This is a genomic window from Streptomyces sp. NPDC032091 (assembly GCF_055580265.1).
Genome location: NZ_JBVILR010000001.1, coordinates 171,272 through 196,079, shown reverse-complemented (window position 1 = coordinate 196,079; position 24,808 = coordinate 171,272). Strand labels below are relative to the sequence as shown.

Below are 24,808 nucleotides of genomic sequence, written 5' to 3'. Positions count from 1 at the left end.
GCTGGACCCATGGCCACCACCGCCCCCGTGCACTTCCGAACCACCGCCCCCGCCGCTCCCCGGGCCCACAAGGCCCCGCGGCTGAGGGACCTCGGCCCCAACTGGTACGCCTCCGTCATGGGTACGGCGATCATCGCCAACGCCGGCGCGACCCTCCCGTACCAGCTCCCCGGCCAGCGCGCGGTCTGCGAACTCCTCTGGGCGCTGTCCGCCGCGGCCCTCGCCGTCCTGCTCGCCGCCCGCGCCGGGCACTGGCGCCACCACCGCGACCGGGCCCGCGCCCACCTCCTCGACCCCGCCGTGGCCCCCTTCTACGGCTGCCTGTCGATGGCCCTGCTGGCCGTCGGCGCCGGGACCCTCCTCGTCGGCGGGGACCTCATCGGCCCGAGCGCCGCGATCGCCGTCGACACCGTGCTGTTCACCGCCGGTACCGCCGTCGGGCTGGTCCTGGCCGTCGTGGTCCCCTACCTGATGGTGGTCCGCCACAAGGTCGAGGCCTCCCAGGCCAGCCCCGTCTGGCTGCTGCCCGTGGTCTCCCCCATGGTGTCCGCCGCCGTGGGCCCCCTGCTCGTCCCCCACCTGCCCGCCGGGCAGCCCCGTGAGGCCCTGCTGCTGGCCTGCTACGCGATGTTCGGCATCAGCCTGCTCGCCACCCTGCTGCTGCTCCCCCTGGTCTTCGGCCGGCTGATCACCCACGGGCCCCTGCCCCTGGCGCTGACCCCCGCCCTGTTCCTGGTGCTCGGCCCCCTCGGCCAGTCCACCACCGCCGTCAACCAGCTGGCCGACGTGGCGCCCGGGGCCGTCGACGCCCCCTACGCCGGGGCGCTCGGCGCCTTCGCCGTGGTCTACGGGGTGCCCGTCATGGGCTTCGCCCTGCTGTGGCTGGCCCTCGCCGCCGCGATGCTGGTCCGGGCCGCCCGGCAGGGCATGGGCTTCGCGATGACCTGGTGGGCGCTGACCTTCCCCGTCGGCACCTGCGTGACCGGCGCCGCCGGGCTGGCCCGGCACACCGGGCTGGACGCCTTCGCCTGGCTGGCCGCGGCCCTGTTCCTGGGTCTGGTCACCGCCTGGGTGCTGGCCGCCGGGCACACCCTGCGCGGTCTGCTCACCGGACGGCTGCTCCCCGCAGCCGGATAGCTCCCCGCAGCCGGACGGCCCCCGCCGCCGGACGGCCCCCGCCTACGACGCCGCCCGCACGGCCGCCGCCAGCACCCGCGGGGCTTCCACCAGCGAAGGCCCGTACCAGGTGAGGTGGCGGCCGCTGACGAGCGCGGCGGGCAGACCGGGGAAGGCCTCGGGGCCGTCACCGGCGGTGAAGCGGTACGGCTCGTCGGGGAGCACCACCAGATCGCACCCGCTCCCCGCGAGCTCCTCCACCGGCACCCTCGGGTACCGCTCGGGGTGGCCGGCGTAGGCGTTGCGTACGCCGAGCCGGGCGAGGACGTCGCCGGCGAAGGTGTCCCGGCCCAGCACCATCCACGGCCGCCGCCAGATCGGCACGAAGGCGGTGAGGTCCCCGACGGGCTCCACCGCCGTCCAGGCCTCCTCGGCCCGGTCCAGCCACTCGGGCCGCTCCAGCCCCAGCGCCCCCACCAGGACCCGGTCCAGCTCGGCGAAGGCCTGGGGCAGGTCCCGGATCGCGGTCACCAGCACCTCCAGCCCGGCCGCGCGCAGCGCCTCCAGGTCGGGGGCCCGGTTCTCCTCCTCGTTGGCGATCACCAGGTCCGGGCGCAGCTCGACGACGGCCCGGACGTCGGGGTTCTTGGTCCCGCCGATCCGCCGTGCCTCCCCCAGGTCCGCCGGGTGGGTGCACCAGTCGGTCACCCCGGCGAGCAGGCCGGGCGCGCTCACCGCGACCGCCTCCGTCAGGGAGGGCACGAGGGAGACGACGCGCACCGGGTCAGCGCCCCGGCGAGGGCGGCTCGGAGGTGGCGTGGATGTGGTCGCCGACGGCCACGACCAGCAGCCGGGTGTCGTCGCTGACGGCCCTCCAGCGGTGGCGGACCCCGCCGGAGAGGAACAGCGCGTCCCCTTCCTCCAGCCGGTAGGCGCGGCCCTCGGCCTCCACCTGGCAGGCGCCGGAGACCACGTACATCAGCTCGTCGTTGCGGTGCTGGTACTCGCGTCCGGCGTCCTGGTCCCCGTTGAACTCCAGCGCGTGCAGCTGGTGGTGGCCCCGTACGAGGGGACGCACGCCGTTGACGGGCGCGAGCCCGGAGTCGTCGCCGGCCCGCACCAGGTCCACCGTGCGGGCCGTGTCCGAGGCGGCGAGCAGGTCGACCGCCGTGGTCTCCAGGGCGTCCGCGACGCGCTCCAGGGAGCGCATGCTGGGGCGGGCGCGCTCGTTCTCTATCTGGCTGAGGAAGGGCACCGAAAGCCCGCTGCGCGCCGACACCGCGGCCAGCGTGAGGTGGAGGGCGCGCCGCCGTTTGCGCACGGCCACGCCCACTCTCAGCGGCTGGTCCTTGGCGTCCTTCTCCTTGTCGTGCGTGTTCGGGTCGTCGGCGTCCGGCGTGCCCGCCCGGGCGAAGCCGTATTCCGTGCCGTCCGTGGCGTCCGCGATGCTTCCGTCTTCCTTGCCGTTCATGTCGGGGCTGCCCTCCCCTACCCGTCGTCGCACATCGGTGTGCTGTAAGCACCTTACGCAGCAACCGCCCCCGGATTCGCGCGCAAGGGCTCTCCGAGCCGTTCCCCGGCCGATTCCCGTGCCCGCACCGTCACCCCGCGTGGTCGTGGCCGGCCCGCCACAGCACACGGTCGCCGTCGAGGATCACCGCGTCGCCCTCCGGGCGGACCAGCAGCCGGGCGCCGGGGTGGCCGGCGGTGCCGCTGCTCCACGCGGCCGTGCCGTCGGCGGTGCGGACGGTGAGCTCCCCGTCGGAGTAGAGGGCCTCGCCGCCCTGGCCCTCGGTGCCGGCGCTCCAGAGGCGGGCGCCGGAGGGGTCGAGGAGGACGAGGTCCCCGTCGGCGCCGAGGGTCAGGCGGGCGGCGCCGGCGTCGAGGACGTCTCCGGCGCGCAGGACGGTGCCGGGGTGGACCTCCACGGAGACGTCGAGCCGGCCTTCGGCCAGGGCCCGCAGGGTGGGGATCGAGGGGGTGAAGGCGTAGAGGGCGCCCTCGGTGCGGATGAACCGGCCGAAGCGCAGGGTGGTGGCGCGGCTGCCGCCGTCGGACTCGCTCTCGAAGGCGACCGGCGAGCCGGGGCCGAGCAGGGGGTCGGCGCCGGTGCGCGGGTTGCGGCCGGCCGGGAAGTCGGACTCGTTGATCCACTGCCGGGCGACGAACTCGAACTGCTGGACCAGGTCGGCCTGGTAGCCGATGAACACCAGCCCGCGCGAGGCCCCGTTCGTCCCCCGGCCGGGGTCCTGGGCGGGGTCGTAGGCGGGTCCGTAGGGGATGCCGCGGCGGATGATGCGGTGGGCGTCGGTGACGGCGGGGTCCAGCGGGGGGCGGCCGGGGGCGGAGACGAGGCCGTCGCGCGGGTTGCCCTTGCGGATGTGCGCGAACAGCGGGGTGCGCCAGCCCTGCGGGTCGTCCCGGTACGAGAGGGCGCCGGGGCCGGCGCCGGCCGGGCAGGGCCGTTCGGCGAGCGGGCAGCCCGCGACGGCGGTGCCGCCGGGCCAGCGGCCCACGAGCCGGGCGGCGAGCCAGGTGTCGGTCGCGTCGGCGGGCGCGGCCCCGGCCCGCTTGAGGTCGGCGAGCCGCTCCCGGGCCTGGGCCCACCAGCCGGGCACGTCCTGGGCGAGGCGGCGCAGCACCTGGAAGGAGCCCCCGGTGGCCCAGGCGGGCAGCCCGGCGGGCCGCTTGCCGGCCTTCTCCTGCCCGACGAGGAACTCCCCGGCCGGGACCAGCCGGGCGCCGGGCTTGCCGAGGACGGTGTTCCCGGTCGCCGGGTCGGGGGCGTGGAAGCCGCGCACGCCCGGCTGGCTGATGCCGTCGGTGAACCCGAAGTGCTCGTGCCCGCGCAGGGCGCCGGGCAGGGTGCCGCCGTCCTGCCGGAAGACCAGCACGCCCTGGGCCGCCCCCAGGGCCTGCTGGTGGCGGTCGACGGCCTCGGCGAGCTTCCTGGGGTCGTCGGCGGACAGGTTGAGCACCGCGTGCACGGCGCGGTGCGGCCCCTCGCCGCCGAACAGCCAGGAGTCGGGGGAGCTGTCCCCGGTGTCCCCGAGCGCCTCGGCCCGCTGGGCGGGCCCCTGGGCGAAGGCCTCGGCGGTGCTTCCGGGCGGCAGCGCGGGGAAGGGGTCGCGGCCGGCGAGGAAGCGGAGCCCGGCGTGGGTGAGGGAGAGCCCGGTCCACTGCGCGGACAGGGAGGCCGGGTCGGTGCCGCCCGCCTTGACCCGGGCCGCGCTGAAGGCGGCGTTGAACCTCGCCATCTCCTCGGTGGTGGAGATCTGCGGCAGCAGCCGGCGCAGCCAGCGGCGGGCCAGGACCGGGTCGCGGAAGCGCAGCAGCAGGAGGCAGGCGTGGTCCTTGCGGGAGCCCGCCAGGATGTCGCCCTGGGTGCTGCGGTCGGAGCGCAGCGGCAGCTCCGCGGCTCCGTCGGCGGCCGGGGCGGGCGCGGGGGCCGGCGGTGCGGGCGCCGGCGGCGGGGCCGCCGCCGCGGTGCGCGGGCACCCGGCCAGCGCGGCGGCGGCCACCGCCCCGGCCCTGATGACGGTCCGGCGGGCGGGTGCGGTGGACTGGGCGGCATCCATCGGGGCCTCCTGGTGGGGGCTGGGGCGGGGCCGCGCCGCTCCGGCCGGCAGCGCGCCGACGGCGCGTGCGGGCAGGGGCGTACGGAGCTCCTCGCGCGGGGACCGGGCGCGGCCGAGCGGGCCGCCTGTGATCCACACCCTCGGGGAGGAAGGGCGGGCGCGCGCGCCGGAGGAACTGTTTGAGTGATCATTCACCCACCAGGGGTGACGGGCGGCGGCCGGGCGGGTTACGGCATCATCGCCCCCATGACGACACGACGGCTGATGCTCCTGGACACCGCGTCCCTCTACTACCGCGCCTACTTCGGCGTCCCGGACTCCGTGAAGGCCCCGGACGGCACTCCGGTCAACGCGGTGCGCGGGCTCCTCGACTTCATCGGGCGGCTGGTGCAGGACCACCGCCCCGACGACCTGGTGGCGTGCATGGACGCCGACTGGCGGCCGCACTGGCGGGTGGCGCTGATCCCCTCGTACAAGGCGCACCGGGTCGCGGAGGTCACGGAGTCGGGCCCGGACGTGGAGGAGACCCCGGACACCCTGGCCCCGCAGGTCCCGATCATCGAGGCGGCCCTGGACGCGTTCGGCATCGCCCGGGTGGGGGTCGCCGGGTACGAGGCGGACGACGTGATCGGCACCCTGACGGCCCGTGCCACCGGCCCGGTGGACATCGTCACCGGCGACCGGGACCTCTACCAGCTGGTGGACGACGCCCGGGCGCGCCGGGTCCTGTACCCGCTCAAGGGCGTGGGCACCCTCCAGGTGACCGACGAGGCGTGGCTGCGCGAGAAGTACGGGGTGGACGGCCCCGGCTACGCGGACCTGGCACTGCTGCGCGGCGACCCGAGCGACGGCCTGCCGGGCGTCCCCGGCATCGGCGAGAAGACCGCCGCCAAGCTGCTGGACGCGTACGGATCCCTGGCCGGGATCATCGCGGCAGTCGACGACCCGAAGTCGAAGCTGACCCCCACCCAGCGCAAGCGCCTGGACGAATCCCGCCCCTACCTGGCGGTGGCCCCGAAGGTCGTCCGGGTGGCCGCCGACGTCCCCCTGCCCGCCTTCGACCCGGCCCTGCCGCAGGCGCCCGCCCGGCCCGACACGGTCGACGCGCTCGCCCATCGGTGGGGTCTGGGAGGAGCGGTGTCACGCCTGAGCAGCGCGCTGCGCCCATGAGATGCTAACTTAGGTAATCCTAAGCTTCGTGAGCGTCAGGGGAGACACCGTGGCAGAAGGACGCGCCCGCACCGTCGGCACCGCAGTCGTCGTACGCACCGAACGGCTGACACCGCACATGGTGCGCCTGGTGCTGGGCGGAGACGGACTGGCCGGATTCGACGCGGGCGCGCACACCGACCATTACGTCAAGCTCCTCTTCGAGCCCGAGGGCGTGCGGTACGCGGAGCCCTGGGACCTGGACGTGATCCGTGCCACGCACCGCCGCGAGGCCTGGCCGCGCCAGCGCGCCTACACGGTCCGCGCCTGGGACCCGGCGCGCCGGGAGCTGACCCTGGACTTCGTCGTCCACGGCGACGAGGGCCTCGCCGGCCCGTGGGCGGCCCGCGTCCAGCCCGGCGAAACGGTCCACTTCCTCGGCCCCGGCGGCGGCTACGCCCCGGACCCCGCCGCCGGCTGGCACCTCCTCGCGGGCGACGAGAGCGCGCTGCCGGCGATCGCCGCGTCGATGGAGCGGATGCCGCGCGGGGCGCGGGTGTACGCGTTCGTGGAGGTCGACGGTCCCGAGGACGAGCAGGACATCGCCACCCCGGACGGGGTCACCCCCCTCTGGCTCCACCGCGGTGACCGCCCGGTGGGCGCGGCCCTGCTGGAGGCCGTCACCGGCCTGGACTTCCCCTCGACGGACGTGCAGGCCTTCGTCCACGGCGAGGCGGGCTTCGTGAAGGAGCTCCGCCGCCACCTGCGCCTGGAGCGGGGCATCGCCCGCGAGCGGCTGTCCATCTCCGGCTACTGGCGCCACGGCGAGACGGACGAGGGCTGGCGCGCGATCAAGCGGGACTGGAACGCCACGGTGGAAGCCGAACAGGACCTCCCGGCCCGAGCGGCCGCCTGATCCCCGCGGGGCGCTCCGCCGGTCCCGCCGCGCGGAGCCTCTCCCCACCCCGCGCAGCGGCCCACGACGCGCGCCGAATCCACCCGAACGCCACAATGGCGACATGCGTACGCACCGCGCCGCCGCGTTCGCCGGGGCGGCGATCCTGCTGGCAGCCGGGACGGCCGCGGCGGAGCCGACTCCGCCCCCGCCGCCCGAGCCCCGCATCGGCGACGCCGCCGTCGCCAAGGCGGTGACCCGGCTCGACGCCACCGTCGCGGACGTCATGCGCCGCACCGGCGTCCCCGGCGTCGCCGTGGCCGTCGTCCACCACGACAAGGTGCTCTACCTCAAGGGCTTCGGCCTCCGCCGCACCGGCGAAGCCGCCACCGTCGACCCCGACACCGTCTTCCAGCTGGCCTCCCTCTCGAAGCCCGTCTCCTCCACCGTCGTCGCCGGCGCCCTCCCCGACCCCGGCGCCTGGGACAGGCCCCTCGGCTCCTCCCTGCCCGGCTTCGCGCTGAAGGACCCCTGGGTGACCTCCCACGTCACCCCCGCCGACCTGTTCTCCCACCGCAGCGGCCTCCCCGACCACGCCGGGGACCTCCTCGAAGACCTCGGCTACGACCAGTCGTACATCCTGGACCACCTGCGCCTCGAACCCCTCTCCCCCTTCCGCGCGAGCTACGCCTACACCAACTTCGGCCTGACCGCCGCCGCCGAGGCCATCGCCCGCGACCACGGCACCACCTGGCAGAAACTCAGCGCGGACACCCTCTTCAAGCCCGCCGGGATGACGCACACCAGCACCGAGTTCTCCGCCTACGCGCACGCCCCCGACCGCGCCTACGGCCATGTGAAGGCCGGCCCCGGGAAGAACGGCGCCGCCACCTGGAGCCCCCGCTTCGTCCGCGACGCCGACGCCCAGGCCCCGGCCGGCGGGGCCAGTTCCACCGCCCGCGACATGGCCCGCTGGCTGCGCCTCCAGCTCGGCGACGGCGTCCTCGACGGGAAGCGGATCATCCCCGCCGACGCCCTGAACCGCACCCGCCTCCCCGAGATCGTCTCGCAGGCCCAGACCGTCCGCGGCGTCCCGCAGTTCTACGGGCTCGGCTGGAACGTCAGCTACGACGAGGCCGGCCGGCTGCGTCTGGGCCACTCGGGCGCCTTCGAGCTCGGCGCCAACACCAACGTCACCATGCTCCCGCTCGAACAGCTCGGGATCGTCGTCCTCACCAACGCGGCCCCGATCGGCCAGGCCGACGCGATCGCCCTGGACTTCTTCGACACCGCCGAACACGGCGGGCCGACCACCGACTGGCTGGCCCTGACCGGCGCCCTGTACGCGCAGGAACTGAACGAGGGCCACCGCTCGACCACCGACTACGCCCACCCCCCGGCCGGCGCCCGGCCCCCACGGGCGGCGAGCGCGTACACCGGCACCTACGACAACGCCTTCTACGGCCCCCTCACCGTCACCGCCGACGCCAAGGGCGCCCTCACCCTCTCCCTCGGCCCCAAGCCCCTGCGCTTCCCCCTCACCCCCTACGACGGCGACACGTTCAGCTTCGTCACCGCCGGCGAGAACGCCGTCGGCCGCACCGGGGTGACCTTCTCCGACGGAAAGGTCCGCATCGAGTACCTGGACGCCGAGCACCTGGGCACCTTCACCCGGAAGTAGCCGCCTACCCTGGTCCCGATGAGCCGCAGATCCCACATCCCGCCCGCGCCCCTCCCCCAGCAGGACGGCATCGACCCGGTCCGGATGCGCCTTCCCCCCGACCCCGAGGGACGCTGGCCGCACCTGGGCGACTACCTGACGGAGCGCTACGCGGGCACGCGCGGCGCCGAGTCCATGGCCCGGCTGCTCGCGGACGGGCGGGTGCTGGGCGAGGGCGGGCGGGTGCTGCGGCCGCAGGACCCGTACGAGCCCGGCGGCTGGCTGTGGTTCCACCGGGACATGCCGGCCGAGCCGCCCGTGCCCTTCCCGATCCGTGTCGTCCACCGCGACCGCCACCTCCTGGTGGTGGACAAGCCGCACTTCCTGGCGACGACCCCGCGCGGCAGCCACGTCACGCAGACCGCCCTGGCCCGGCTGCGCCGGGAGCTGGACCTGCCCGCGCTCAGCCCGGCGCACCGCCTGGACCGGATGACGGCGGGGCTGGTGATGTTCAGCATCCGCCCCGAGGACCGCGGCGCCTACCAGCTCCTCTTCCAGCAGCGGCGGGTGCGCAAGGAGTACGAGGCCCTCGCGCCCCACGACCCGTCGGTCGGCCTGCCCCGGACGGTGCGCAGCCACATCGAGAAGGTCCGCGGGGTGATGGCGGCGGTGGAGCTGCCGGACGCCGAGCCCAACGCCGAGAGCCTGGTCGAACTCCTGGAGGTCCGCGGCGCCCTGGGCCGCTACCGGCTGACCCCGCACACCGGACGCACCCACCAGCTGCGGGTGCACATGAACGCCCTGGGCCTGCCCATCCTGGGCGACCCGGTGTACCCGGTGGTGGCCGGACCGGCCGACCCGGCCGACTACCGGCGGCCGCTCCAGCTGCTGGCCCGCACCCTGTCCTTCACCGACCCGGTCACGGGCCTCGCCCACCACCTGGAATCGGGCCTGACCCTCCAGGCCTGGGACGACCCGGAGGGCTGGGAGGCAGGGCCACCCGAAGAGACGTCCTAGCCGGCGGGGGACACGCCCGCGACGCGCAGCGCGGCGTCCGCGGCGGCCTCCGCGAAGGCCGCCACCGGGCGGTCCGGGTCGGAGCGGCGGACCAGCATGACGCCCTCGACCAGGCCGAAGACCAGGTCGCCCCGCAGGGACAGTCCGGCCCGGTCCCCGGCCAGTTCGGAGCCCAGGGGGGTGGCGTCGAGCAACGCCCGGTAGTTGTCGCGCAGTTCGTCGCGCATCCGCCGGAACCGCCCCAGCCGCGGCCGGTCCAGCTCGGGCAGCAGGTACAGGGCGCCCAGGTTGTACGGGCCCCCGCACAGCAGCAGCACGTCCGAACGGCACAGCTCCCACAGCCGGCGGGCGGCCGGGCGGCCGCTGTCGGCCAGCAGCCGGCGGGAGAGCGCGAGGGAGGGGGCGACGGTGGACTCCAGCAGTTCGGCGAGGAGTTCCTCCTTGCCGCCGAAGTAGTGGTACATCGTGGCCTGCCGCATCCCGGCCCGTTCGGCCACCGCCCGTGTGGTGGTGGCCGCGTACCCCCGTACGGTGAACAGCTCGGCCGCCGCGCAGAGGAGTTCCTCGCGCGGCGGCCGGCTGCTCGGCGCTCTCAGCCGATCGGCCCGCGGCCGACCGACCCGTCTCGGCCCTTCGTCCGTTCCCCCGCTCATGCGTCCGATCGTCGCACAGGGCGCGGCGAACCGATCATGGCAAGAGATGAGATCCGGCCGTCGACGGACTCGGAGGAAACACCGAAAGGGCTATCCGACCGAGCTGTAGGCCACGACACCCCGCAGCAGGGCGTCGACGGCCTTGCGGGCGTTCTTCGCCACCGTGCTGCCCCCGGCCGAGGACGGCGGGGCGGTGGAGGCCGGTGCCGCCGCGGCGATCTGCCCGAGGACGTCGATGACCTGCTTGCACCAGCGGACGAAGTCGCCGGCCGGCATCTCCGCCTCGCGCAGCACCTCGTCCAGGCTCTTGTCGGAGGCCCACTGGTAGGCCGCCCACGCGAAGCCGAGGTCCGGCTCGCGCTGGCCCACGCCCTCCGCCTGGTTGATGCGGTGCTCCTCTTCCAGGGCGTCGAGCCGGCCCCAGATGCGGACCATCTCGCCGAGCGCCGCCTTCGCCGCGCCGCCCGGCACCTTCGGCGGCGTCGCGTCGTCGGACTGGCGGGCCTCGAAGACCAGCGCGGAGACGCAGGCGGCCAGTTCGGCCGGGTTCAGCCCCTCCCAGACGCCCTCGCGCAGGCACTCCGAGGCCAGCAGGTCCAGCTCGCCGTAGAGCCGGGCCAGCCGCTTGCCGTGCACGGTGACCTCGTCCTCGCGCAGGTAGTCCAGCTCGGTGAGCAGGGCGTGGATCCGGTCGAAGGTGCGGGCGATGGTGTTCGTCCGGCCCTCGATGCGCCGCTCCAGCTGCTGCGTGTCCCGCTTGAGCCGGTGGTAGCGCTCCGCCCAGCGGGCGTGGTCCTCGCGCTCGTCGCAGCCGTGGCAGGGGTGGGCCCGCAGCTCGGCGCGCAGCCGGGCGATCTCACGGTCGTCGGCCGCCGCGGCCCGGCCGCGCCGCTGCCGCTCGGGCTGGACGTTCCCGGCCTTGTTGCGCAGGGCGGTCGCCAGGTCCCGGCGGGACTGCGGGGAGCGCGGGTTGAACGTCTTCGGGATCCGCATCCGGTCGAGGGCCTCGACCGGCACGGGGAAGTCGATCGCGGCGAGCCGCTTGACCTGCCGTTCGGCGGTGAGCACCAGCGGACGCGGGCCCTCGTGGTACTCGTACCCGCGGTGCCCGTTGCTCCGGCCGCCCGGCACGCCCGGGTCCAGGACCAGCGCGAGCCCGGCGAACTTGCCGGTGGGGACGTGGATGATGTCGCCCGGCTTGAGCTTCTCCAGCGAGCTCGCCGCCTGGGCGCGGCGCTGCGCCGCCCCCTGCTTGGCCAGCTCGGTCTCGCGGTCCTTGAGGTCGCGGCGCAGCCGCGCGTACTCCTCGAAGTCGCCGAGGTGGCAGGTCATGCCCTGCCGGTAGCCGTCCAGGCCCTCCTCGTTGCGCTGCACCTGGCGGGAGATCCCGACGACCGAGCGGTCGGCCTGGAACTGCGCGAAGGAGGTCTCCAGGAGTTCGCGCGAGCGGTGCCGCCCGAACTGCTGGACCAGGTTGACGGCCATGTTGTACGAGGGTTTGAAGCTGGAGCGCAGCGGATAGGTGCGGGTGCCGGCGAGGCCGGCGAGCTGCACCGGGTCCATGCCGCGCTGCCAGAGCACCACGGCGTGGCCCTCGACGTCGATGCCGCGGCGGCCGGCCCGGCCGGTGAGCTGGGTGTACTCGCCGGGGGTGATGTCGGCGTGCTGTTCGCCGTTCCACTTGACGAGCTTCTCCAGGATGACCGTGCGCGCGGGCATGTTGATGCCCAGGGCGAGGGTCTCCGTGGCGAAGACGGCCTTGACGAGGCCGCGGACGAACAGCTCCTCGACGACCTCCTTGAAGGTGGGGAGCATGCCCGCGTGGTGGGCGGCGATGCCGCGCTCCAGACCTTCGAGCCACTCGTAGTAGCCCAGGACGTGGAGGTCCTCGGCGGGGATGGAGGCGGTGCGCTCCTCGACGAGCTCGCGCACCTTCAGCCGCGCGGTGTCGTCGTTGAGCCGCAGGCCCGCGAAGAGGCACTGCTGGACGGCGGCCTCGCAGCCGGCCCGGCTGAAGATGAAGTTGATGGCGGGGAGCAGGTCGTCGTTGTCCAGGCGGGCGATGACCTCGGGGCGGCCGGGGGTCCAGATACGGCTGCGGGAGCGGCGCTCGCGCTCGCGGTCGGCCTCGCGGACCATCTTGCCGCGCCGCCGGTCCTTGGGGCTGTAGCCGCGGCTGTTCTCCTCGCGGGCCATGCGCAGCAGGTCGGGGTTGACCTCGCGGCGGGCGGAGCCGCGGCCTCCGTGGTCGGACTCCTCCTCGAAGAGGTCGTAGATCCGGCGGCCGGCCATGACGTGCTGCCACAGCGGGACGGGCCGCTCCTCGGAGACGATCACCTCGGTGTCGCCGCGCACGGTGTCGAGCCAGTCGCCGAACTCCTCGGCGTTGGAGACGGTCGCGGAGAGCGACACCAGGGTCACCGATGCGGGGAGGTGGATGATCACCTCTTCCCAGACGGCGCCGCGGAAGCGGTCGGAGAGGTAGTGCACCTCGTCCATCACGACGTAACCGAGGCCGCTGAGCGCCTGGGAGCCGGCGTAGAGCATGTTGCGGAGCACCTCGGTGGTCATCACGACCACGGGTGCGTCGCCGTTGACGCTGTTGTCGCCGGTCAGCAGGCCGACCTTGTCGGCGCCGTAGCGCTTGACGAGGTCGGCGAACTTCTGGTTCGACAGGGCCTTGATGGGCGTCGTGTAGAAGCACTTGCGGCCCTGCTGGAGGGCCAGGTGCACGGCGAACTCGCCCACGATGGTCTTGCCCGAGCCGGTCGGGGCGGCCACCAGGACGCCCTTGCCGGCCTCCAGTGCCTTGCAGGCCTCGACCTGGTAGGGGTCCAGGTCGAATTCGTACATCTCCCGGAAGGGGGCCAGGGCGGAGGCCTCTTCGACGGCGCGGATCCGGGCAGCGGCGTACCGCTCGGCGGGTGAGAGTTCTTCGGTCATCTTGCTGTCGAGCCTACCCGCCGCCTCTGACAACAGTCTCGATCATTTATGTGATCGGCCCCGGGCGCCCCCGGGCCGGCACGCGGCCGGTCCCGGGAGCGGGCCCCGGGGGTCAGGTGGCGTCGTCGTAGCCGTTGATCTGGCGGCGACCGCCGTCGGCCTGCTCGGGCAGGACGGAGGGGGCCGGGGCCGGGTCCGCCGTGCCGAGGGACGAGGGCGTCAGGTCCAGCTCCGAGGCCTCGTCGTCGTCGAGGTCGGCGTCCGGGTTGGCGCGCCGGCGCCGGCGGTCGTTGAGGAGGCAGATCCCGAGGGCGAGGAAGTACAGGGCCACGATCGGGGAGGCCAGGGTCAGCATGGTGACCGGGTCGCCGGTGGGCGTGGCGAAGGCCGCGAAGATCGTGATGCCGAGGACCATGCCGCGCCACCAGCTGCCCAGCCGCTTGGCGCTGAGGATGCCGGTGAAGTTCAGCAGCACCAGGATCAGCGGGAGCTCGAAGGCGAGGCCGAAGACCACGACCATGCGCGTGACCAGGTCGAGGTAGTCGTCGACCGGGAGCAGGTTCTTGACGTGGTCGGGGGTGAATCCGAGGAGGATCTCCGCGGTCTGCGGGAGGATCTTGTAGGCGAGGACGGCGCCGGCCAGGAAGAGCGGGGCGCCGACGGCCACGAAGCTCAGCGTGTACCGCTTCTCGTTCTTGTGCAGGCCGGGGGCGGCGAACGCCCACAGCTGGTAGAGCCAGACGGGAGCGGACAGCACCATGCCCGCGGAGAGGCCGACCTTCAGCGCGATGGAGAAGGGCCCGGTGAGGCCGTTGGCCGTCATCTCGGCGCAGGGGGCGCCGTTGCTCTGGTGGGTGGCCCCGTTCACGCAGCCGACGGAGGACAGCATCGGCTCCAGCAGGAAGTCGATGATCGGCCGGTAGAAGTAGGCGCAGACGATCGTGATCAGGCCGATCGCCAGGACCGACTTCAGCAGGCGGTTTCTCAGCTCACGCAGGTGCTCCACGAGCGGCATGCGCCCCTCGGCGTCCTTCGGAAGCCGATCTCGGTTCCCCTGCTTGCGGGCAGACTTGAGCAACCCACGTCCCTTGTCTCGTTGCAAATGACCGGCGTGCTGGGGATGACCCCCGGGTGGCGTCAGCCCTGGGCGGTACGGCCCGGCTCGCCGACCGGACGGGAGCTGGTGACGTCACCGGGCGAGGCCTGGATGGTGCGCGGGGCGACGGGCTGCTGGGCGTCGGCGGCCGGGGCGGCGGCGGGCGCGTCGTCGGCCTCGCCGTCCTTCTTCATGGCCTTGGCCTCGCTCTTGAGGATCCGGGCCGACTTGCCGAGCGAGCGGGCCATCTCGGGGAGCTTCTTGGCACCGAACAGCAGCACGATGACAGCGATGATCAGAAGGATCTCGAGGGGCTTCAGATTGCCGATCATGTGTGTCTTCCTTACTCACCGAAACGGCTGGTTTGGGGTGGCCTCGCGATACCGGACAGACCGCGTCCGGTACCTCTCTGACATGGATCGTAACCCCCGGGGGTGAACGCCCGGCAATCCCCAGGGGTGTCAAGGCTTGCCTGCGGCTCCGACGGTACGGCTCCGGCCGCGCGGTTTCCATGACCGGTGCGTGAACGCCTGCGCACAGGGCGCCTAGGGTCGGAGCGAGCCCTCGCGGCGTGCGGCGCCGGCCAGGTCGGCCGCGGCCCGCTCCAGGTCCCCGGAGGCCTCGGTGATCCGGCGGCTGGCCCGGGCCACCTGCCCCGACAGACGCCGTACCTCCAGGAAGACCCGCAGGGCCAGCACGGACAGGACGGCGACCCCGAGGAAGCCCAGGGCAATCGCAAGCATCGGCCACAGCATGGGAGGAGCCTAGCGCGCCCGTTTCAGAGGCTGCGCAGGGTGCTCACTCCCCCGCCGGTCAGCAGCTCCACGATGCGCTCACCGGCGGGTTTGCGGACCTGGACGGCGCACTCGGGGCAGGTGAAGGAGTAGAAGGTGGTCCGCCGGCTGCCGCCGATCGCCAGTCTCAGGGCGTCCGCCGCGAGCTCGAAGCGCGCCCGGCACTCGGGACAGGCGGCCTTGAAGGTGACCGGTTCGGGACCGGAAGATGGCGACATCTCTCCGTTCTCCCTCTAGACCTGTTCCCCGTACCCCGCGAGTGCTTCTGCGGCGGCCTTGCGGGCGCTGTGCGCCAGCTCCGGCGGCGAGACGATCCGCCCGTCGCGGCCCAGGCGCAGCGCGAGGCGGCGCAGCGAGGCCGGGTCGGGGCTGCGCAGCACGATCCGCAGGCCGCCGTCGGGCAGCTCGTCGGCGCTGTCGTGCGGGTAGTACTCGGCGACCCAGCGCCCGCCGGGGCCGACCTCGACGACCACCTCCGGGTCCTCGGCGGCGGGCTGGACGAGGCCCTCGGACAGGTCGCGGGGCTCGATGGCGGGCGGATCGGCGCGCTCGTCGAGGAGGCGGATCTCGGCGACCCGGTCGAGGCGGAAGGTGCGCCGGGCCTCCGAGAGGTGGCACCAGCCCTCCAGGTAGGTGTGGCCCACCGCGAAGAGCCGGATCGGGTCGACGGTGCGCTCGGTGAGCTCGTCGCGGGCCGGAGAGTAGTAGCGCAGCCACAGCCGGCGCCGCTCGGAGATGGCCCGGTCGACGTCGGCGAAGACCCCGCCCTCGGACTCGAAGGTCACCGACAGCCGGGAGCTGGCGCCCGCGGCCTCGCCGGCGGCGGCCTCCAGCTTGGCGGTGGCCCGCAGCAGGGCGTCCCGGTCGCTCTCGCGCAGCCCCGGCAGGGTCGCCACCGCGCGGGCGGCGACCAGCAGGGAGGTGGCCTCGTCGGCGGCCAGGCGCAGCGGCTCGGCGGTGGACTCCCCCGAGGCGTCGGCGTTGTGCCACCAGATGCGGTCGCCGTCGGTGTCGATGTCGAGCAGGTCCCCGCCGCGGAAGCTGGTGCCGCACATGGGCAGTACGTCGAGGTCCGAGATCAGCTCGTCCTCGGTGATGCCGAAGGCCCGGGCGACGTCCGCGACGTGCGCCCCGGGGCGCTCGCGCAGGTAGGTCACCAGGGACAGCATCCGGCGGGTCTGGTCGATGGCGTTCGCGGCCATGCTGGTACGTCTCCCCCTCAGGGCGTTGCTAGTGAAGTGCGGGTCAGCCCTGGGCGACGGCGCGCAGCCGGTCCACCACGTCGGCCCGCAGGTCCGCCGGTTCCACCACGACCACGTCCGGGCCGAACTCCACGAGCCAGGCGTCCAGCCCGTGCCCGTAGGGGATCTCCAGCTCGTCCCAGCCGTCGGCGCCCTCGCGCACCGCGGTGGCCTTGGCCCGCAGCGGATAGCCGGACCCGGCGCGCAGCCGGATCAGCGCCGAGCGCTGGGCGCCCTCGCCGGCCCAGGCCGCGACGGTCTCGCGCACGGTGACCACGTCGGGCACCTCGGCGGTGTACTTCCCGGCCCGGGAGCGGACCTTCCCGGTGATCCGGGAGAGCCGGAACACCCGCTCCGCCCCGCGGTCGCGGTCGTGGCCGGCCAGGTACCAGTGGCCGCGCCAGCACTCCAGGGCCCACGGTTCGACCTGCCGCGTCTCGGGCCGGGCGGCGTTGGACTTGCGGTAGTCGAAGACCACGGGCCGCCGGTCGCGGCAGGCCAGCATCAGCGGCTCGAAGGCCGCCTCGTGGACGGGGATGCGCGGCTCGATGGCGCTGTGCTGGCCCTCGTACGGGTCGCCGGCCTCCGGCATCCCGCCGGCGCGCAGCTTCTGCAGGGCGCCGCTGGCCGCGCCCGCGAGGCGGGCCTGCTGCCAGACCTTGGCGGCCAGCCCCAGCGCGGCCGCCTCCTCGGTGTCGAGGGAGACGGGCGGCAGCCGGTTGCTGTCGCGGCGGGCCAGGTAGCCGGTCTCGCCCTCCAGGTTCTCCACCGTCTCGATCACCAGGCCGAGTTCGCGCAGGTCGTCCTTGTCCCGCTCGAACATGCGGTTGAAGGAGTCGTCGTTCCCGGCTTCCAGGTAGGCCTCGATCGAACCGCGCAGCTCACGCTTGCTGAGGGGACGTCGGGTCCCCAGCAGACACAGCGCCAGGTTCATCAGCCGCTCGGCCTTGGCAATCGCCATCGACGCCCTTCCCCCACCTTGCTCGGCACACACTCTCGTGACCGTTGACCGTACCGCCAAGGCGCTCCCGGGCAAAAGCGAGGGCCCCCGCCTCACGGCGGGGGCCCTGCGCGGTGACTGCCCGTGGATCAGGCGGCCATCAGGTCGCAGACGAAGATCAGCGTCTCGCCCGGCTTGATGGCGCCGCCGGCGCCGCGGTCGCCGTAGGCGAGGTGGGCCGGGATGACCAGCTTGCGGCGGCCGCCGACCTTCATGCCCTGGACGCCCCGGTCCCAGCCCTCGATGACCTGGCCGACACCCAGCTTGAACTGCAGCGCGGAGCCGCGGTTCCAGGAGGCGTCGAACTCCTCGCCGGTGGAGTAGGCCACGCCCACGTAGTGGACCGAGACCACGGAGCCGGCCTTGGCCTCGGCGCCGTCGCCCTCCCAGATGTCCTCGATGACCAGGTCGGCCGGGACCGGGAAATCGGGGAAGTCGATCTCGGGCTTTTCGAGCTTGTCGCTCACGGAACTGCTCCTCATGCGTACGAATGCGGGCCCCTCACCGCGGAGGCGGAAAGGGGCGACCCCACCAGTCTTACACCGCGCCGACGATGTCCACGACGAAGACGAGGGTGGAGTTGGCCGGCAGGTCCTCACCCTTGGCCTGGTCCTTGTACGCCTGCTCCGGCGGGATCACCAGCAGGACGCGGCTGCCGACCTTCTTGCCCACGAGGCCCTTGTCCCAGCCCTCGATGACCTGGCCCTGGCCGATCTTCGTCGAGAACGGGGCGCCCGTCTTCCAGGAGGTGTCGAAGAGCTTGGCGGAGTCCTTGCCGGCGTTCGGCGCCCAGGCCGCACCGCTGTACTGCATGTACACGGTCTGGCCGTTCTTGACCTCCGGGCCCTTGCCCTCGATCAGGACCTTGTCGACGAGCTCCTTCGGCGGGTCGTTCTTCGGGATCGTGATCGTGGCCTCCTTCTCCTCGTCGGCCTTGACCTGCGGCAGGTCCGACGGGATCGGGGCCTGGGTGCCCTCGGCCTTCTTCGGCATCACGGAGTCGACGTCCATCACGAACACCAGGTTGTCCTTGGCGCCCACGCCCAGCTGCGGCTGGCCCTGGTCACCGAAGGCGGCGGCCGGAGGGGCGACGACCAGCAGACGGCTGCCGACCTTCTTGCCGAGCACGGAGTCGCTGAAGAGCGGCAGCATCTGCGGCGAGCCCGCCGGGACCACGACCGGCTCGCCGTCCTGGTCGTAGGAGCCCTTGATGTCCTTGCCGCTCTTCCAGATCTTGCCCGTGTACTTGGTGACCACGAGGTCGTTCTTCTTGATCTCCGGGCCGGTGCCCTCCTTGAGGACGTTGACCACGAACTTGCCGCTCGGCTCACCCTTGGGGATGGTGATCTCGGCCTTCTTCCCCGCGTCACCGGCCACCGTCGGCATCGGGTCCGCGGACGCCACCGGCTTCGGCACGTCGGCGGGCTTGGAGGCGGAGGCCGACGGAGAGGAGTCCTTCTTCCCGGAGTCGTCGCCCCCTCCGCAGGCCGCGGTGAGCATCAGAGCCGGCACGATGAGCGCGGCAGCAAGTCGGCGTCGCACAGTGGTCCTCAGGGTCGCTGGAATGGTCCGTCGTAGCGGCCCCACTCTACGGGCTGCCCCCTGCGCCACAAGGCTCTGGCATGCGAGGACCCCGCACGCGGAACGCGTACGGGGCCCCCGGCCGCACCGGTCACATGCCGGCGATGAGCTTCTCCACCCGGTCGTCCACCGACCGGAACGGGTCCTTGCACAGCACGGTGCGCTGCGCCTGGTCGTTCAGCTTGAGGTGCACCCAGTCCACGGTGAAGTCCCGCCGCTGCTCCTGCGCCCGGCGGATGAAGTCCCCGCGCAGCCTCGCCCTGGTGGTCTGCGGGGGCACCGACTTGCCCTCGAAGATCTTCAGGTCGTTGCAGACCCGCTCCGCCTGCCCCTTGCGCTCCAGCAGGTAGTACAGGCCCCGCCGGCGGTGGATGTCGTGGTAGGCGAGGTCTATCTGGGCGACCCGCGGGTTGGACATGGTCATGTTGTGCTTGGCCCGGTAGCGCTCGATCAGCTGGTACTTCATCACCCAGTCGATCTCACGGCCGATCCGGTCCAGATCCTCCGCCTCGATGGCGTCCAGGGTGCGGCCCCACAGCTCCAGCACCTGCTCCACGACCCCGGTACGGATCCCCCGCCGCTCGGCGAAGTCCAGGGCCTTGTCGTAGTACTCGCGCTGGATCTCCAGGGCGGAGGCCTCGCGGCCGCTGGCCAGGCGCACCTTGCGCTGGCCGGTGATGTCGTGGCTGACCTCGCGGATCGCCCGGATCGGGTTCTCCAGGGTCAGGTCCCGCATCACCGTGCCCGCCTCGATCATGCGCAGCACGAGGTCGGTGGCGCCGACCTTGAGCAGCATGGTCGTCTCGGACATGTTGGAGTCCCCGACGATCACGTGCAGGCGGCGGTAGCGTTCCGCGTCCGCGTGCGGCTCGTCGCGGGTGTTGATGATCGGCCGGGAACGGGTGGTGGCGGAGCTGACACCCTCCCAGATGTGCTCGGCCCGCTGGCTGACGCAGTACACCGCGCCCCGGGGGGTCTGCAGCACCTTGCCCGCGCCGCAGATCAGCTGGCGCGTGACGAGGAAGGGAATGAGGATGTCCGCCAGACGGGAGAATTCACCGTGCCGGGCCACGAGGTAGTTCTCGTGGCAACCGTACGAATTGCCCGCCGAGTCGGTGTTGTTCTTGAACAGGTAGACGTCGCCGGCGATTCCCTCCTCGTGCAGGCGGCGTTCGGCGTCGACGAGCAGGCCTTCGAGAATGCGCTCCCCGGCCTTGTCGTGGGTGACCAGTTCGGTCAGGTTGTCGCATTCGGGTGTTGCATATTCCGGATGCGATCCCACGTCGAGGTACAGGCGGGCGCCGTTCCGCAGGAACACATTGCTGCTGCGGCCCCATGACACGACACGGCGGAAGAGGTAGCGCGCCACTTCGTCAGGAGACAGCCGGCGCTGTCCCCTGAACGTGCACGTGACGCCGTACTCGTTCTCCAGCCCGAAAATGCGGCGGTCCATGACTGAACATTACGCCTTCTGCCCTCTTCTGAAACCGGGTTCGAGAGCGGCGTTCCGATCAGTTTTTGATCAACTGCTCCGAAGGCGCCCCCGCGGACCGCGCCACGGCCCGGCTGCGGCCGCCCGCCGCGAGGATCCCCTGAGTCGCCGTCAGGACCACCAGGGCCGCCAGGCCCGCACCGCCGGCGACCGCGAAACCGGCCGTCGTCCCGCCCAGTTCCACCGCCGGCCCGGCCGCCGCCGTGCCGATGGCCGCGCCCACGCCGAAGAAGGTCACCAGCCACGAGAAGGCCTCGGTCACCGTGCCCGTCGGCGCGTGCCGGTCCACCACGATGAACGCGCAGGCCAGCGACGGCGCCAGGAACACGCCCGAGAGCGCGGCCAGCGCCGCCATCGCCACCGGCCCGACGGTCAGCATCAGCGGCAGGTAGCCCAGCGCCAGCAGGCCCACCAGCAGCCGCAGCCGCCGCTCCGGGGCCCCCGCCCACTGCCGGGCGCCGTAGACCACGCCGCCGGCCAGGGCGCCCAGGCCCAGCGCCGCCATCAGCCAGCCGTACACGGCCTGGCCCCCGTGGCCGTCGGAGTACGCCATCGCCGCCACCGCGATCGAACCCAGCGCCATGCCCACGAAGAAGAACGCGCCCAGCAGCGCCAGCAGCCCCCGCGAACGCAGCGCGCCCAGCCAGTGGGCCTCGCGCGGCGCCGAGCGCCAGGTCCGGGAGGGCTCGGAGAGCACCACCATCAGCACGCCCACCAGCCCCAGGGCGTTCAGGACGAGCAGCGCGGCGGCCGGGGACCACAGCGCGACGCACAGCGTCACCAGCAGCGGGCCGACCGTGTACATGATCTCCTGGGCCACCGCGTCCATCGCGTACGCCGCGTGCACCCGCTCCTCGCGGCCCCCGAGCACCGTCGGCCACAGGGCGCGCAGCCCGCCCTCCAGGGGCGGCGTGAACAGGCCCGAGAGCAGCACCGCCGCATAGGCGGCCGCCATCGTCCCCGTGCCCGCGACGGCCAGCCACACCATGCCCAGCGCGGAGAGCAGCGCCGCCGGCAGCTGCACCCGCGGCTGCCCGTACAGGTCCACCGCCCGGCCCAGCAGCGGCTGGCCCACGGCGTTGGCCAGCCCGTACGCGGCCGCGAGCGCGCCCGCGAGGCTGTAGCTGCCGCCCTCGGAGCGGGTGAAGAGGACGATCGCGATGGCCGCGGTGGCGTTCGGCAGCCGGCCCAGCAGCGTGCCCGCCAGCAGCCTCGCCGCGTAACGGGTCCTGAGCAGCTCCGCGTATCCCGCGGCCATGAGCGCCCCCTTCTGCCCGGACTCTCCGCCGGGGTAATACGTATAACTCGACCCGTCATACGTACCATGGCCGCAGACCCGGGGTCCACCCCGCGGACCAGCCCCACCCGCCCCACCTGGCACTTCAGGAGTTTCCTGTGACGAGACCCACCAGCCGCGACGTCGCCACCGCCGCCGGAGTCTCCCAGGCCACCGTCTCCCTCGTCCTCGGCGACAAATGGCGCGGCCGCGTCTCCGAACGCACCGCCGCCCTCGTCCGCGAAACCGCCACCGCCCTCGGCTACCGCCCCAACCTCGCCGCCCGCAACCTCCGCCTCGGCAGCACCCGCACCGCCCTCCTCGTCGTCCCCGCCCTCACCAACGAGTTCTTCGCCCGCGTCTACACCGGCGCCGCCCGCGTCGCCGCCGCCCACGGCTTCGGCGTCGTCCTCTACCCCTCCCCCGACGGCACCGGCCCCGCGCGCGACCCCTTCGCCTCCGCCCGCGCCGCCCTCGACGGCGTCATCGCCTCCTCCATGGCCGCCGCGGCCCTCGACGCCATCGGCGGCGACGACCTCCCCCTCGTCATGCTCGACAGCGACCCCGCCTCCGGCCGCGCCGCCGCCCACGTCAACCTCGCCATGACCGACGGCGTCCGCCAGGCCGCCGCCCACCTCCTCGGCCACGGCCACCGCCGCTTCCTCCACCTCGCCGCCGACGTCGACACCTGGACCTTCCACATCCGCGCCCGCGCCCTCGCCGGCCTCCTGGACCCCTCCACCGAGCTGCGCACCGTACGGGCCGGCCTCAGCGTCGACGCCGCCCGCACGGCCATGGAGGCGGCCCTCGCGGCCCCCGGGGACCGGCCCACCGCCGTCCTGTGCGACGACGACGTCCTCGCCGCCGGCGCCTGCAAGGCCGCCCGCCGCCTCGGCCTGCGCGTCCCCGAGGACCTCTCCGTCACCGGCATCGACGACCTCGGCCTGGCCACCGCCGTGGAACCCGAGCTCACCACCGTCCGGCTCCCCGCCGAGCAGGTCGGCGAACAGGGCATGAACGCCCTCCTCGCCGTCCTCGACGGCCGCCCCTGGACCGCCCCCGACATCCCCGTCGAACTCGTCGTCCGCGACTCCACCGGCCCCGCCCGGGCCTGACGCACGAAGGCCCCGGCCCTCCCCCGCAGGGAGGGACCGGGGCCTCCCGGGACCTCGGCCGCTACTCGGCGTCGTCCTCCGGCGCCTCGTCGTTCGACACGGCGTCCACCTGCGCGTCCACCGGGACCTCCGCCGCCAGCAGCCGCGCCAGCTGCCGACCCCGGATCCGCTTGAACTTGCGCTGCTGCGACCGCGTACGGTCCAGCACCGCGACCTCCAGCCGCTCGGCCGGAATGGTCTTGTCGGCCCCGTTGGCCTGGCTCGACAGCGCCTGCACCGCCAGCTTCAGCGCCTCGGACAGGGTCATCCCGTCCTGGTGCCGCTGGTCGAGGTAGGTGCTGATCTGCTCGGCGTTCCCGCCGACCGCGACCGAACCGTGCTCGTCGACGATCGAGCCGTCGTGCGGCAGCCGGTAGATCTGGTCCCCGGCCGCCGTCGCACCGACCTCCGCCACCACCAGCTCCACCTCGTACGGCTTCTCGCCGGCCGAGGAGAAGATGGTGCCGAGGGTCTGCGCGTAGACGTTGGCCAGCCCGCGGGCCGTCACGTCGTCCCGGTCGTAGGTGTATCCGCGCAGGTCGGCGTAGCGGACGCCGCCGATGCGCAGGTTCTCGTACTCGTTGTACTTGCCGGCGGCCGCGAAGCCGATCCGGTCGTAGATCTCGCTGAACTTGTGCAGCGCGCGGGACGGGTTCTCGCCGACGAACACGATGCCGTCGGCGTACTGGAGCACGACGAGGCTGCGGCCGCGGGCGATGCCCTTGCGGGCGTATTCCGCCCGGTCGGCCATGGCCTGCTGGGGTGACACGTAGAACGGAGTCGACACCGGTTGTCCGTCCCTTTCTTCTGGGCGACGAGAGGACTGGTCAGAGCAGGGCGGCGCGCGGTCCGTCGGGCTCCTGGAGCCGACGGTCCGTCACCTTGCGGGCGAGCGCCTGCGACTCGTCCTCGTCCAGCCTGCGGAAGCCCTCGTCGGTGATGACGGTGACGATGGGGAAGATCTTGCGGTACAGGTCCGGGCCGCCGGTCGCCGAGTCGTCGTCGGCGGCGTCGTACAGCGCCTGCACGACCAGCGTGGTGGCCTGCTCCTCCGTCAGATCGGGGCGGTAGAGCTTCTTCATGGAGCCCCGGGCGAAGATGGAACCGGAACCGGTGGCGGCGTAGCCGTGCTCCTCGGAGCGGCCGCCGGTCACGTCGTAGGAGAAGATCCGGCCCTTCTCCTTGCTCTCGTCGTAGCCGGCGAAGAGCGGCACGACCGCCAGCCCCTGCATGGCCATCCCGAGATTGCTCCGGATCATGGTCGAGAGCCGGTTCGCCTTGCCCTCCAGCGACAGCGTCGCGCCTTCGACCTTCTCGAAGTGCTCCAGCTCCAGCTGGAACAGCTTGACCATCTCCACGGCCAGACCGGCCGTACCGGCGATGCCGACCGCGGAGTACTCGTCGGCCGGGAACACCTTCTCGATGTCCCGCTGCGCGATCATGTTCCCCATGGTCGCCCGCCGGTCACCGGCGAGGACGACCCCGCCGGGGAAGGTGGCGGCGACGATGGTCGTCCCGTGCGGGGCCTCGACGATCCCCTCGGGAAGCTTCCGGTTCCCCGGCAGCATCTCGGGCGCGTGCGCGCCCAGGAAGTCCATGAAGGACGACGACCCCGGCGTCAGGAAGGCTGCCGGCAGACGCCCTGTGCCACGAGTGTTGGGTTCCACAGGTTTCCTTCCACGTAAGCGGCTGCACGCCTTATGACGTCCGGCCGATCTTGAACTACGCCCCGGACCCTACCCGTCCGATGATCGCGATCCCTGGGGACCGGGGCCCGCTCCGGGGTGGGACCCGGCCACCCCCACGACACCGGTGCGACACCGATCGGTGCTCGTGGACAAGCCCCACCCCGAAGACGACCTTCGATTCGAAGGTCAAGAGACCTTACTGGCCACCCTTTTGCACGAAGGAGCGCACGAAGTCCTCGGCATTCTCTTCGAGCACATCATCGATTTCGTCGAGGACGGAGTCGACGTCGTCGGAGAGCTTTTCCTGTCGTTCCTTGAGGTCGGACTGCGCTTCCGCGGCCTGCTCCTCGACCTCTTCGGTCGAGCGAGTGGCCTTCTGCTGTCCGCCGCCGGTGTCCTTGGTCGCCATGTCTACCTCACCCCGCTCGGTTCGCGCGCTCACACGGAGAGACCCCGGGATTCGGGACCTCTCAAG

24 protein-coding genes are annotated in these 24,808 nt (G+C 73.1%); 6 read left to right on the top strand and 18 right to left on the bottom strand.

Translation table 11 applies throughout. From position 1 onward, the window contains the following. The first annotated feature begins 9 nt into the window (after positions 1-9). On the top strand, positions 10-1,137 hold the full coding sequence (locus tag ACZ5NJ_RS00860) for a TDT family transporter (protein WP_468761251.1): 1,128 nt from the start codon (positions 10-12) through the stop codon (positions 1,135-1,137). Between the two features lie 42 nt (positions 1,138-1,179). Here the strand turns inward: ACZ5NJ_RS00860 and ACZ5NJ_RS00855 are convergent, their stop codons facing one another. From ACZ5NJ_RS00855 to ACZ5NJ_RS00845, 3 genes are all read right to left on the bottom strand, one after another. After that, positions 1,180-1,896 carry a helical backbone metal receptor gene (locus ACZ5NJ_RS00855; RefSeq protein ID WP_468761249.1) on the bottom strand — a complete coding sequence of 239 codons (717 nt, stop codon included), beginning with the start codon at positions 1,894-1,896 and terminating at the stop codon, positions 1,180-1,182. A gap of 4 nt (positions 1,897-1,900) precedes the next feature. Continuing rightward, a complete protein-coding gene (locus ACZ5NJ_RS00850; protein WP_395512980.1) occupies positions 1,901-2,449 on the bottom strand; it encodes a helix-turn-helix domain-containing protein in 549 nt (182 codons plus the stop codon). Positions 2,450-2,717: 268 nt separating this feature from the next. Further along, positions 2,718-4,832 carry a Dyp-type peroxidase gene (locus tag ACZ5NJ_RS00845; protein WP_468761247.1) on the bottom strand — a complete coding sequence of 705 codons (2,115 nt, stop codon included), beginning with the start codon at positions 4,830-4,832 and terminating at the stop codon, positions 2,718-2,720. Positions 4,833-4,958: 126 nt separating this feature from the next. On the opposite strand from ACZ5NJ_RS00845, the gene ACZ5NJ_RS00840 reads away from it, so the two are divergent. The 4 genes from ACZ5NJ_RS00840 to ACZ5NJ_RS00825 all read left to right on the top strand — a co-directional run bounded on the left by ACZ5NJ_RS00840 (position 4,959) and on the right by ACZ5NJ_RS00825 (position 9,415). After that, positions 4,959-5,864: a 5'-3' exonuclease gene (locus ACZ5NJ_RS00840; protein WP_468761988.1), complete on the top strand. Its 906-nt coding sequence runs from the start codon at positions 4,959-4,961 to the stop codon at positions 5,862-5,864. 49 nt (positions 5,865-5,913) lie between these two features. Beyond that, on the top strand, positions 5,914-6,759 hold the full coding sequence (locus tag ACZ5NJ_RS00835) for a siderophore-interacting protein (protein WP_468761245.1): 846 nt from the start codon (positions 5,914-5,916) through the stop codon (positions 6,757-6,759). Between the two features lie 103 nt (positions 6,760-6,862). Next, a complete protein-coding gene (locus ACZ5NJ_RS00830) occupies positions 6,863-8,419 on the top strand; it encodes a serine hydrolase (protein ID WP_468761243.1) in 1,557 nt (518 codons plus the stop codon). A gap of 18 nt (positions 8,420-8,437) precedes the next feature. Further along, positions 8,438-9,415 carry a pseudouridine synthase gene (locus ACZ5NJ_RS00825; protein WP_468761241.1) on the top strand — a complete coding sequence of 326 codons (978 nt, stop codon included), beginning with the start codon at positions 8,438-8,440 and terminating at the stop codon, positions 9,413-9,415. Here the strand turns inward: ACZ5NJ_RS00825 and ACZ5NJ_RS00820 are convergent. The 12 genes from ACZ5NJ_RS00820 to ACZ5NJ_RS00765 form a co-directional block, all read right to left on the bottom strand. Then, positions 9,412-10,068, bottom strand: coding sequence for a TetR/AcrR family transcriptional regulator (locus tag ACZ5NJ_RS00820; protein ID WP_468761239.1), 657 nt, complete (start codon positions 10,066-10,068; stop codon positions 9,412-9,414). The two genes, ACZ5NJ_RS00825 and ACZ5NJ_RS00820, sit on opposite strands and share 4 nt — an antisense overlap. 90 nt (positions 10,069-10,158) lie before the next feature. Beyond that, complete coding sequence (locus tag ACZ5NJ_RS00815; protein WP_468761237.1) at positions 10,159-13,011, bottom strand: DEAD/DEAH box helicase; 2,853 nt, start codon at positions 13,009-13,011, stop codon at positions 10,159-10,161. Positions 13,012-13,123: 112 nt separating this feature from the next. Beyond that, positions 13,124-14,089, bottom strand: a complete 966-nt coding sequence (tatC, locus tag ACZ5NJ_RS00810) for a twin-arginine translocase subunit TatC (RefSeq protein WP_468761235.1) — start codon at positions 14,087-14,089, stop codon at positions 13,124-13,126. A gap of 59 nt (positions 14,090-14,148) precedes the next feature. Beyond that, positions 14,149-14,439 (bottom strand): Sec-independent protein translocase subunit TatA, encoded by a 291-nt coding sequence (gene tatA / locus ACZ5NJ_RS00805; RefSeq protein ID WP_468761233.1) that lies wholly within the window; start codon positions 14,437-14,439, stop codon positions 14,149-14,151. Between the two features lie 213 nt (positions 14,440-14,652). Continuing rightward, positions 14,653-14,862, bottom strand: coding sequence for a hypothetical protein (locus ACZ5NJ_RS00800; protein ID WP_468761231.1), 210 nt, complete (start codon positions 14,860-14,862; stop codon positions 14,653-14,655). Between the two features lie 23 nt (positions 14,863-14,885). Then, a complete protein-coding gene (locus tag ACZ5NJ_RS00795) occupies positions 14,886-15,119 on the bottom strand; it encodes a hypothetical protein (protein WP_468761229.1) in 234 nt (77 codons plus the stop codon). 15 nt (positions 15,120-15,134) lie between these two features. After that, on the bottom strand, positions 15,135-16,103 hold the full coding sequence (locus tag ACZ5NJ_RS00790; RefSeq protein WP_468761227.1) for a helix-turn-helix transcriptional regulator: 969 nt from the start codon (positions 16,101-16,103) through the stop codon (positions 15,135-15,137). Between the two features lie 43 nt (positions 16,104-16,146). After that, entirely contained in the window at positions 16,147-17,103 is a 957-nt protein-coding gene (locus tag ACZ5NJ_RS00785) for a helix-turn-helix transcriptional regulator (protein ID WP_468761225.1), read from the bottom strand. A gap of 128 nt (positions 17,104-17,231) precedes the next feature. Then, entirely contained in the window at positions 17,232-17,624 is a 393-nt protein-coding gene (locus ACZ5NJ_RS00780) for an FKBP-type peptidyl-prolyl cis-trans isomerase (protein ID WP_468761223.1), read from the bottom strand. Between the two features lie 55 nt (positions 17,625-17,679). Continuing rightward, positions 17,680-18,684, bottom strand: coding sequence for an FKBP-type peptidyl-prolyl cis-trans isomerase (locus ACZ5NJ_RS00775; protein ID WP_468761221.1), 1,005 nt, complete (start codon positions 18,682-18,684; stop codon positions 17,680-17,682). Between the two features lie 130 nt (positions 18,685-18,814). Continuing rightward, positions 18,815-20,176 (bottom strand): Pup--protein ligase, encoded by a 1,362-nt coding sequence (pafA, locus tag ACZ5NJ_RS00770; RefSeq protein WP_468761219.1) that lies wholly within the window; start codon positions 20,174-20,176, stop codon positions 18,815-18,817. A 58-nt stretch (positions 20,177-20,234) separates the two neighbouring features. Further along, positions 20,235-21,473 (bottom strand): MFS transporter, encoded by a 1,239-nt coding sequence (locus ACZ5NJ_RS00765; RefSeq protein ID WP_468761217.1) that lies wholly within the window; start codon positions 21,471-21,473, stop codon positions 20,235-20,237. A gap of 137 nt (positions 21,474-21,610) precedes the next feature. On the opposite strand from ACZ5NJ_RS00765, the gene ACZ5NJ_RS00760 reads away from it, so the two are divergent. After that, positions 21,611-22,606 carry a LacI family DNA-binding transcriptional regulator gene (locus ACZ5NJ_RS00760; protein WP_468761215.1) on the top strand — a complete coding sequence of 332 codons (996 nt, stop codon included), beginning with the start codon at positions 21,611-21,613 and terminating at the stop codon, positions 22,604-22,606. 61 nt (positions 22,607-22,667) lie between these two features. On the opposite strand, the gene prcA is transcribed toward ACZ5NJ_RS00760, so the two are convergent. From prcA to ACZ5NJ_RS00745, 3 genes are all read right to left on the bottom strand, one after another. Further along, a complete protein-coding gene (gene prcA / locus ACZ5NJ_RS00755; RefSeq protein WP_468761213.1) occupies positions 22,668-23,432 on the bottom strand; it encodes a proteasome subunit alpha in 765 nt (254 codons plus the stop codon). A gap of 40 nt (positions 23,433-23,472) precedes the next feature. Continuing rightward, entirely contained in the window at positions 23,473-24,312 is an 840-nt protein-coding gene (gene prcB, locus ACZ5NJ_RS00750; protein WP_468761211.1) for a proteasome subunit beta, read from the bottom strand. 217 nt (positions 24,313-24,529) lie between these two features. After that, the gene (locus ACZ5NJ_RS00745; RefSeq protein WP_042803062.1) at positions 24,530-24,742 is read right to left on the bottom strand and encodes a ubiquitin-like protein Pup; all 213 of its coding nucleotides are present in this window, start codon (positions 24,740-24,742) and stop codon (positions 24,530-24,532) included. Between the last annotated feature and the right edge of the window lie 66 nt (positions 24,743-24,808).

Excerpts from the sequence above, each read along its gene's own strand:
- ACZ5NJ_RS00790 (WP_468761227.1), bottom strand. The coding sequence starts at position 16,103 with ATGGCCGCGAACGCCATCGACCAGACCCGCCGGATGCTGTCCCTGGTG.
- ACZ5NJ_RS00785 (WP_468761225.1), bottom strand. The coding sequence starts at position 17,103 with ATGGCGATTGCCAAGGCCGAGCGGCTGATGAACCTGGCGCTGTGTCTG.
- ACZ5NJ_RS00765 (WP_468761217.1), bottom strand. The coding sequence starts at position 21,473 with ATGGCCGCGGGATACGCGGAGCTGCTCAGGACCCGTTACGCGGCGAGG.
- ACZ5NJ_RS00840 (WP_468761988.1), top strand. The coding sequence starts at position 4,959 with ATGCTCCTGGACACCGCGTCCCTCTACTACCGCGCCTACTTCGGCGTC.
- ACZ5NJ_RS00860 (WP_468761251.1), top strand. The coding sequence starts at position 10 with ATGGCCACCACCGCCCCCGTGCACTTCCGAACCACCGCCCCCGCCGCT.
- ACZ5NJ_RS00825 (WP_468761241.1), top strand. The coding sequence starts at position 8,438 with ATGAGCCGCAGATCCCACATCCCGCCCGCGCCCCTCCCCCAGCAGGAC.
- ACZ5NJ_RS00795 (WP_468761229.1), bottom strand. The coding sequence starts at position 15,119 with ATGTCGCCATCTTCCGGTCCCGAACCGGTCACCTTCAAGGCCGCCTGT.
- ACZ5NJ_RS00780 (WP_468761223.1), bottom strand. The coding sequence starts at position 17,624 with ATGAGGAGCAGTTCCGTGAGCGACAAGCTCGAAAAGCCCGAGATCGAC.
- ACZ5NJ_RS00830 (WP_468761243.1), top strand. The coding sequence starts at position 6,863 with ATGCGTACGCACCGCGCCGCCGCGTTCGCCGGGGCGGCGATCCTGCTG.
- ACZ5NJ_RS00820 (WP_468761239.1), bottom strand. The coding sequence starts at position 10,068 with ATGAGCGGGGGAACGGACGAAGGGCCGAGACGGGTCGGTCGGCCGCGG.
- ACZ5NJ_RS00800 (WP_468761231.1), bottom strand. The coding sequence starts at position 14,862 with ATGCTGTGGCCGATGCTTGCGATTGCCCTGGGCTTCCTCGGGGTCGCC.
- ACZ5NJ_RS00745 (WP_042803062.1), bottom strand. The coding sequence starts at position 24,742 with ATGGCGACCAAGGACACCGGCGGCGGACAGCAGAAGGCCACTCGCTCG.
- tatA (WP_468761233.1), bottom strand. The coding sequence starts at position 14,439 with ATGATCGGCAATCTGAAGCCCCTCGAGATCCTTCTGATCATCGCTGTC.
- ACZ5NJ_RS00815 (WP_468761237.1), bottom strand. The coding sequence starts at position 13,011 with ATGACCGAAGAACTCTCACCCGCCGAGCGGTACGCCGCTGCCCGGATC.
- pafA (WP_468761219.1), bottom strand. The coding sequence starts at position 20,176 with ATGGACCGCCGCATTTTCGGGCTGGAGAACGAGTACGGCGTCACGTGC.